The organism is Desulfosarcina sp., assembly GCF_041551955.1.
Lineage (GTDB): Bacteria > Desulfobacterota > Desulfobacteria > Desulfobacterales > Desulfosarcinaceae > Desulfosarcina.
In genome coordinates, this window is record NZ_JBFELV010000194.1 from 1 (window position 1) to 8,942 (window position 8,942).

Here is an 8,942-nt window from a genome sequence, read left to right on the forward strand (position 1 = left end):
GGCATAGACGGCCGTGTACCCGGCAAACACGGTGGCCAACCCCAGCAGGGTGGTGACGAGCGGGGGAAAGTGGCCCAGGCACAAAAGCGCAGCCAACGCCGGCGTGGCGATATCGATAACCCCGTGGGGGGTTCGGGACAGGGCCAAAAGCAGCTTCAGTCGTGGATGGTTCAGAATCGCGTCTACGCTCATGGTTTTTCGATGCGTGTGAAAGTGTTGAGGCGTTTTGGGATTGCCCGCCGTCTCGATGTCAGGATCGATGCAACTTGCCAGAATCGCGGTGATTTGTCAATTTTGATGAAGTCGTAATAAAACTCATGTTAAACGGATTCGTAACAAGCCCGAGATCAAGGCTTGCGAATTTAGAGGTATGAGGGGTACTTACGGTGCGCCGCCGTGACGAGGGCTGAAGCGTAACGCCGATATTTATCCGCCTCAGGCGGATCGAGCTCTATACGAATCCGTCAATTTTGGATTCTGCATCTGTACCTGGCACCGACGCGGTGGTAGAAAGCGTCCAGGTCGTCTGTGCAAGGCAGTTCCAGCCTTGCGATTAAGGTCATCGACGCAACAACAACGAAACGGGTGCCGCATTGATCAGAAACCTGTCACTTTACACCGTTACGGTATTGATCTGGGGATCGACATGGCTGGGAATCAAGTTCCAGTTGGGCGAGGTGGATCCGTTGGTGTCGGTGGTCTACCGATTTAGCCTGGCGTCGGTCCTGCTATTCACCTGGTGCGGCCTGCGGGGGTTGCCCATGCACTTTGCCGTGCGCGACCACCTGTTCATCGCCCTCCAGGGCGCCTGCCTGTTTGCGGTCAACTACTGGCTGTTCTACCTGGCAGAGGTGCACCTGACCAGCGGCATCGTCGCGGTGATGTTTTCCACCATCGTCTTCTGGAACATCCTCAACGGTCGCCTCTTTTTGAAAACCCCGCTGCGGACCAACGTGATCGGTGGCGCGCTCCTGGGCATTGCGGGTATCTGCCTGGTGTTCTGGCCCGAGCTGTCCGGCTTCAGCCTGGCTGACGATGGCTTCAGGGGGTTTGTGCTGAGCATGGCCGCCACACTTCTGGCCTCCTTCGGCAACATCCTATCCGCCCGCAACCAGCGACACGGTCTGCCGGTGGTCCAGACCAACGCCTACGGCATGGCCTACGGGACGCTGCTCATGCTCGCTGCGGTCCTGATCGCTGGGAAGCCCTTCACCATTGATCTGTCCGCGCCCTATATCATCTCCCTGCTCTACCTGGCCCTGTTCGGCTCCGTGATCGCCTTCGGCTGTTATCTGACGCTGGTGGGCAGCATCGGCGCGGATCGGGCTTCTTACGCCACCCTGCTGTTTCCCGTCATCGCCCTGATCATCTCCACCATGCTCGAGGGTTATCAATGGTCGCTGCCCGCCGTGGCGGGTGTGGCCGTCATTCTTGCCGGCAACGCCCTTTCCCTTGCTAAAATCGACCTGCCCGCCTTTCGTTCACGGATTGTGGCCATGAAAAAAGGTCGGCAACCACATGAGTCAAGCCGTCCTGAAGGTTGGAAGCCGTGAAAAGTCTGTTGGATCAGCTTTAACCGGTTTAATAGACAACCTGCGTGGATATCGTTGTCGAGGAACTGCATTTCCAATCTGAAAGAATTTCGATATTGTTTGATGTTCGAGACACGGGTGACCATTAATCCTTTGGGATCATCTAAGCATGCCGCTCCATCGTTGGGGTGAAGGCGTCAATCGTCATCTCTGCAATGGTTGCCTATGCATCCCATCTTGTATAATGTTCAGGAAGTGCACTAGCGTCAACTGCACAATATCCAATCACTGAGGAACGTCGCTCATGAAAAAACTTTCCGTAAAAGCCAAATTCCAGTTCGGTGCCGGCTGCATCCTTTTTTTGTACTGCGTCACCGCCGCAACCATCGCCTATCACTTCCTGAAGGAAATGGTCGAAGAAGAAATCTACAAGGAGACCCAGCTCCTTGAGAGTACGGCCGATGCCACCCGAACCTACGTCAAAGACGTGCTGCGCCCCCATGTGGCGGCGCTGATGCCGGCCGACGGCTTCATGCCCCAGGCCATGTCCACCTCCTATGTCGGACGGGAGGTCATGTCCCGCATCCGGGAGCGCTTCCCGGAGTTCGAATACCGGCGGGCGGCCGCCAATCCGATGAACCCGATCAACCAGGCGGATGGATTTGAAAAGGAGATGCTGCGGTGGTTCGCCGACAACCGGGGCCATGACCAGTGGCAGGGCATGATCACCAAAACCGGCCAGGCCTATTACGCCCGAATGCGCGCCATCTACGCCGAAGCGGAATGCCTGCAATGCCATGGCCTGCCTGCGGATGCGCCGGCGGACATGAAAGATATCTACGGAATCGCCGGTGGGTACGGCTACCGAGTAGGGGACGTGGTGGCGGCCGATACGATTTATATCCCGGTGGGCTTTAGTTTCGTCAGGATCAAGGAGGCGGCCTGGCTCACTTTTCTGGTGGCCATTGTCTCCCTGTTTTTCCTCTGGGGGCTTTTTTATCTGCTGTTCAACCGGACCGTCGTACTGGAATTGAAAGGCCTGCTGTCCACCTTCCGCAATATCCCCGGCCCGACGAGCGGTGACGAGGTGGTGCTGCCCCTGACCAGTGGTGACGAGGTGGACCAGTTGAAAAGTGCCTTCGAAATCGCCGCCCTCGAGCTTCAACAGACCCACAACAACCTGAAAGCCTCTGAAACCAAGTACCGGCTCATGTTCGAAACCAGCCAGGACACCATCCTCATCATCGACGACCAGGAGCGGGTCATGGATATCAATTCGGCAGGCATCGTCATGTTCGGCTTCATGGACCGCGTCGAGGCCCTGTCCATGGAAACCTATTTCCAGATATTTTTCGACACGCGGGATGCCGCCAACTTTTCGCGGGCCATCAGTGAACAGGGTTTCGTCAACAGCCTGGAGGTGAAAATGGTAGACCGGCAGGGCAACAAAATGTCCATCATGGTCTCGGCAACGGCCAGGAAGGATGAAAATGGTTCCTTTGCGGGCATCACCGCCATGCTCAGGGACGTCACCGAAATGCGACGGATGGACAAGTACCTGGCCCAGGCGGAAAAGCTGGCTTCCATCGGCCAGCTGGCCTCCGGCGTAGCCCACGAGATCAACAACCCGCTGGGCGTTATCCAGTGCTATGCCAACCTGATCGCCAAGTCGCAGCCACCGGACCCCCAGATCCTCAGCGATGTGGGAATCATCCGCAAGCACACCGACCAGTGTCGTGGCGTGGTTGAAGCGCTGCTCAACTTTTCCCGGGCCGCCGAGCCCCGCATGAGTAAAACCGACATCAACGCCTGCATCGAAGAAGTGGTCTCCGTACTGGATCTTCAGCTTCAAAAGAACAAGTTCACCATCGAACGGCAATTCGATGCAGCGCTCCCCCGCATAACCGTGGACGGCAACAAGATCAAACAGGTGCTGATGAACCTGCTGATCAACGCCACCCAGGCCATGCCGGATGGCGGCCGCATTACCGTAAGCACCAGGATGGAAAATGACGGCAAGCACCTGGCGATCGACATATCCGACACCGGGCAAGGCGTTTCCAAAGAAAACATCTCCAAAATTTTCGATCCTTTCTTCACCACCAAAGGACCGGAAAAAGGCACCGGACTCGGGCTTTCGGTAAGCTACGGCATTGTCCAGCAGCACAACGGAAGCATCATGGTGGATTCCACCCCCGGGAAGGGCACTACGTTCAATATCCTGCTGCCTGCCGATCAGCCGTGAACGGCAAGGCAGCCGTCGCTTAGGACCGGACGAACACCTGCAGCCTTGGAGCAGCACTGCCGCATTTAAGCTGCATGTGTTTCAACCATCAGGATGGTTTCATTAACCATATTTAATCTATATTTATTTTAAATGATTGCCATTTAACATCATCGGTCTTTGCCGGCATTTCTGAAAACTGATGCCGCCCGAAGGTGACACCCCGTCGCCAATCCCCACCGCAGAGAATCAGCTTATTCATTTGTTATCATTATCGTTTTTAGACTTCCCACATCGTGGCACCCATATTGCTAAACATTTCCTTTCACGGGTTGGCATGCACTTGCGACCCGACCGCCTGAAATTAACACCAGGACCACCGGTCCCTTGATTCAACCTATCTCTATTACCAAAGGAGGAGTTAAATGGCAGCGAATTCGGACAGCCAGATCGTCAAAGACGTTGGCAAGTGGGAGTGGTCGGAACTGTGGGAGAAAGAAGACTGGTGGGCCATCTGGCTCGGCTTTTTCATTCTCCTGGCCGGGGCCGTGCTCTACTTTCCCCAGGCCGGCGCCATGAAGTCCAAACTGATGGACATCGAAGCCAAGTATTCACAGGCGGCCCAACGCACCGACAAGTTTAAAACCATCGCCTGGTACCAGCTCTATGACGCCAAACAAGGGGTCAAGGCCAATTCCATCCCGGCCGGGAAATGGATGTCCACCTTCTCGAAAAAGACCCACGGCTGGAGCACCAACCCCATGGACGCCTTTTTCATGAGCCAGGAAAAAGCAGACGCCAAGAAGGCCAAGGCCGTCGCCGGCTATGACAAGGCCAAGATCCCCGAAAGCGAGGCGCTGGCCCTGGCCACGGCCGCCGAAGCCGCCGCCGAAGCCGCCGGGTTCAGTGACCCCGCACTTAACGCCGAAGCCAAAGCCGCTATCGCAGCATGGCGCAACGCCCATCTGGCCGCCAGCAAGGCCAAAAGCAAAACCAAGGTCAGCCCCTACAACCAGGTCGGCTGGCTCATCTTCCTGTGTGCCTCTTTCGCCGTCTTCTTCGGCATCGGTATGAAAGCCATGGGCAAGGATTTCGGCAAGTTCGTAATCGGGTTCGTCTTCGTATTCCTGGTGGCCGTGCTCGCCTACCTGGCCAGCAGCCAGGCCACCATGAAGCAGTACGGCATCGGGTACGCCGCCTGGGCCATCTTCTTCGGCATGCTGATCTCCAATACGGTGGGAACCCCAAAATGGGCCCTGCCGGCCGTGCAGACCGAGTACTACATCAAGACCGGTCTGGTGCTCCTGGGCGCCAGCATCCTGTTTGAAAAGATCATCACCATCGGCACCGCCGGCATCTTCGTGGCCTGGGTGGTCACCCCCACCGTCTGGTTCGTGACTTACTGGTTCGGCCAGAAGGTCATTAAAATACCCTCAAAGCGCCTCAATGCCACCATCTGCTCAGACATGTCGGTGTGCGGCGTCTCGGCCGCCATCGCCACGGCGGCGGCCTGTAAGGCCAAGAAGGAGGAGCTGACCCTCGCTGTCGGTCTCTCCCTGGTCTTCACCTCGATCATGATGATCGTCATGCCTGCCGTGATCAAATCCACTTTTCCGGAGGACATGCAGCTGGTTCTTGGCGGTGCCTGGATGGGCGGCACTATCGACGCCACCGGTGCCGTGGCCGCTGCCGGCGCGTTCCTGGGTGAAAAAGCCCTGTACGTGGCAGCAACCATCAAGATGATCCAGAACGTACTCATCGGCGTCATCGCCTTTTTCGTGGCCCTGTACTTCACCACCCGGGTTGAGGCCGCCGAGACGGGTCATAAAGTCGGGGCCATCGAGATCTGGTACCGCTTTCCCAAATTCGTGCTCGGGTTCATCGGCGCCTCGATCATCTTCTCCCTGATCTATACGTCCTTCAACAGCCAGGTGAGTGGGCTTGGACCGGCCATGATCGACCAGGGCGTCGTCAAGGGCATGGGCGACTTGTTCCGCGGGTGGTTCTTCTGCCTCTCCTTCGTCAGCATCGGCCTGGCCACCAACTTCCGCGAGCTGAAAGAACACCTGGTCGGCGGCAAGCCGTTCATCCTCTACGTGGTGGGGCAGTCCTTCAACCTGCTCCTGACCCTGGTAATGGCGTACATCATGTTCTACGTGGTCTTCCCCGAGTTGACCGCCACCATCTAAACGATGTATGGTGAACGCATAATGCCCCCGGTGGCAATTGCCGCCGGGGGCATTCATCGAGGTAGATTACCGAAAGGAAGACGATTCCAATGGAATCAGCGATAGCGACTGACAACCGCCCCATGCCCCGCGTCAAGGCATGGGGTATCTTAGGGCTGACCTTTTTATCGCTCTGGCTGTTCGCCGTGGTGGTGGGCCCCTGGCTCCAACCATACATCTTCAGCATGGACGACATCGTTCAGGTCATCGAAGAGAACGACATCGATTCCGGCGCCTATTTCTACACCGAGATCGAAGGGGCTTACACCGGGGAAAAATACCTGAGGCAATCCCTGGATATGGGTGCACCGGACGCGTTCGGCCTGACGTGGCCGTTTATTTCCGGCATCGTCACCTGCCTCCTCATGCTATGCGTCGGCTTCAGATACCTGCCCGAGTGAGCCGGATGACTGACACACCGACCCTGAGCCACAAGCGGGATCTGATCCTGGACGACGAAAAGCGGTTTGCCGCCCAGGTCTCCGCAAAAGTAATCGACAAGCCCCGGCTGGATGTCTGGATGATTCTCATCCCTGTGTTCTTCATTTTTTATTTCTGGCAGCTAAAGCGGTACGCCAAAGGCCGCAAGACCTTTGCCGAAAAATTCCTGATTACGCGGCAACGCGCGCTCGACGAAGCCCTGCAGTCCGCTGAAAACGGTCAACATCCGGACATCGAGAGGCTGGTTCAAGCCTCTGACGTTCCGGCCGAGACCCGGCACGGCTACCGACCCTGGGTAACCCTTCTCGTCGAGCACTACCGGGACCTGATCCTGGCCCAAGGCAGCAGTTACCCCGCGCTGGTCAAATCCACGTATAAAACCCGCACCAACTATCTGCTATTCCTCAACCGCCTGAACCAGGTGGAGCGGGATTTCGATGCAGCCCTCAAACCTCACCTTGAAAAAACCACCGAGAACGTGAACGGCATCATCAAGCTCATGGAAGAGAGCGTCACCAGCCTGCGCCGGCAGCTTGCCGAATCGATTTTTCCCTGAAGCCGCACACCCGGTTTCCGAAAGCGGCGGTCGGCGGATGGAAGGGGACGGATGGATCGGAAAACGGGTACTCGATGCGAAGATCATCGTCCTCTCTCGGACGAAGGTGCCATTTATGGGGTCCGAACCTCACTGGTCCTGAAAAATGGTAATAGGTGCGATGAAGGATTTTATAGCGCTGCATAAGACTTCTTATTCTGCATGTTCAATCCACAGCATCAGGGAAAATCCTTCCCATAAATATGACCGGAAGGGAGTCACGCGTTACGATGGAGAGGGAACGAAAGCTCAGCCGCGTCCGAAGACCGTTGGATGGCGGATGAAAACATGCCAATTTCGGCATTGAACGCATCCGCTCCCATGAGTCCGGATTCACTGCGATTAAAAAAGAACGTGTTGTCTCCGAAAGCCGGTTCCAGTTCATCAAGCCAGCAGGCGCTTTCATTATATTCCGCGAAAAATGGTTTTTTCACCCAATCCGCAGACCGGCCCTGGATAAAAGACAGAGATAGGTATTTTTTCCCGTTGATTTCAGGAATCCCATCGATTTTGATCTTTCCATGAATGGCTGACATGCTTGGTCCTCGGACTGTCCTTGCAAGGCCACTGACTTGACTGAATGCATCTCTGAATATGTCAAATGCCTTGACCAGAGGGATAGAAAAGAATCTGTGGGCGCCGGTATTTCTGGGGACAAACATGTAATAGGGAACAATACCAAGGTTAACCTGATCGACCCACATTTTTTTCCAGACAGCGGAAACGGCATTGACATGGTTTAAAACAGGAGACTGGGACCTGATTGCGGCACCGGTCTGCCTGATGCGTTTCACAGCCTCACGAAACGCGGAAGTGGACATCTCCCTGTAGTGATTAATGTGCGCCATTATGGAAAGATGAATGCCTGAATCGGTTACCTTCCTGAAAAGTTCCAGTATTTTTCCTGAATCCTTGTCAGTCAAGTACCGGTAAGGCCAGAAAGACAGTGATTTGGTCCCGATTCTGATCGTCTTAAGATTGGAATAACCAGAGTTCAGCAGCGCATCGAGATAGATCTCCAGCCGGCCGGCATTCATGATCATGGGGTCACCACCCGATAAAAGAACATCTGTGATTTCAGGATGGCGCCTAAGGTATTCAGCGGATAACTCCGCCTGTTTCAAAGCCATTTTATGGTCACTCATTCCGGTAAACTGCGGCCACCTGAAGCAAAACGTACAGTAGGCATGGCATGTCTGGCCCTGGGCCGGGAAGACAAGCATGGTTTCCCTGTACTTGTGCTGGATGCCGTTCACCTTGCGGCCGTCCAGTTCAGGGATATTGCATTCAAGCTGACCGGCCGGGTGCGGGTTAAGTCCAAGCCTTATTCCCTGAACTGCCCGGTTGATGACGGAACGGTTCGCACCGGATTTCAATAGATCGGAGATCCGGTTGAAATGCTGCCGGGCCATCAACCTTTTCTGGGGGAAATTAATGGTGTACATCGGATCATGTTCATGGTTGTCCCAATCGATAAGTTCATCAACCACATAATTATTCGTTTTAAATGGCAACACCCTGCCAACAACATCCATGTCGGATACGGCGGTGTCTCCAAGACATTTCAATTGCGGAATCGTATGAATATTTTTAAGTGTAAACGATTTGTATTTCATATAGTTTTACGTTTTTTCCTTTCATTTATTACCGGTCGTCCGGGTTGGGCGGTACCAAAACTGCCGTCCATACGATGTACAGCTCTGAAACCACGATATCCGAAAGGTTCGTCAAGGTCTTTGGGAAAAGACACCGTCGGTTGTTTAGTTTTTCAGTTTTTCGCGCGTTGGTCTGGACCTTGAAAGGTGCCTGCTGGATAGCCAGGCGAATCTGGAGGACATAAGAGGAATGTCTGGGAGCGGGCAAAACGGGCAAACATCCATTCTTACAATTTACTTCACTGTGTGACTATGCCTGCATTCCAC

7 protein-coding genes and 1 pseudogene are annotated in these 8,942 nt (G+C 55.0%); 5 read left to right on the forward strand and 3 right to left on the reverse strand.

The window, feature by feature from the left end:
* Window positions 1–192, reverse strand: a pseudogene (locus ABYV26_RS14730) (hypothetical protein); the annotation flags it as partial.
* A 401-nt stretch (window positions 193–593) separates the two neighbouring features.
* Between ABYV26_RS14730 and ABYV26_RS14735 the strand changes: the two are divergent.
* From ABYV26_RS14735 to ABYV26_RS14755, 5 genes are all read left to right on the forward strand, one after another.
* Complete coding sequence (locus ABYV26_RS14735) at window positions 594–1,553, forward strand: DMT family transporter (RefSeq protein WP_372682113.1); 960 nt, start codon at window positions 594–596, stop codon at window positions 1,551–1,553.
* A 283-nt stretch (window positions 1,554–1,836) separates the two neighbouring features.
* On the forward strand, window positions 1,837–3,777 hold the full coding sequence (locus ABYV26_RS14740) for a DUF3365 domain-containing protein (RefSeq protein ID WP_372682114.1): 1,941 nt from the start codon (window positions 1,837–1,839) through the stop codon (window positions 3,775–3,777).
* A gap of 404 nt (window positions 3,778–4,181) precedes the next feature.
* Entirely contained in the window at window positions 4,182–5,945 is a 1,764-nt protein-coding gene (locus ABYV26_RS14745; RefSeq protein ID WP_372682115.1) for a YeiH family protein, read from the forward strand.
* A gap of 89 nt (window positions 5,946–6,034) precedes the next feature.
* Window positions 6,035–6,385 carry a hypothetical protein gene (locus ABYV26_RS14750; RefSeq protein ID WP_372682116.1) on the forward strand — a complete coding sequence of 117 codons (351 nt, stop codon included), beginning with the start codon at window positions 6,035–6,037 and terminating at the stop codon, window positions 6,383–6,385.
* Window positions 6,386–6,390: 5 nt separating this feature from the next.
* The gene (locus ABYV26_RS14755) at window positions 6,391–6,981 is read left to right on the forward strand and encodes an NF038143 family protein (protein WP_372682117.1); all 591 of its coding nucleotides are present in this window, start codon (window positions 6,391–6,393) and stop codon (window positions 6,979–6,981) included.
* On the opposite strand, the gene ABYV26_RS14760 is transcribed toward ABYV26_RS14755, so the two are convergent.
* Together ABYV26_RS14760 and ABYV26_RS14765 are read right to left on the reverse strand one after the other, a co-directional pair.
* Window positions 6,938–7,165, reverse strand: coding sequence for a transglutaminase N-terminal domain-containing protein (locus ABYV26_RS14760; RefSeq protein ID WP_372682118.1), 228 nt, complete (start codon window positions 7,163–7,165; stop codon window positions 6,938–6,940). The genes ABYV26_RS14755 and ABYV26_RS14760 overlap by 44 nt on opposite strands.
* Window positions 7,166–7,238: 73 nt before the next feature.
* Window positions 7,239–8,636 (reverse strand): KamA family radical SAM protein, encoded by a 1,398-nt coding sequence (locus ABYV26_RS14765; protein WP_372682119.1) that lies wholly within the window; start codon window positions 8,634–8,636, stop codon window positions 7,239–7,241.
* Between the last annotated feature and the right edge of the window lie 306 nt (window positions 8,637–8,942).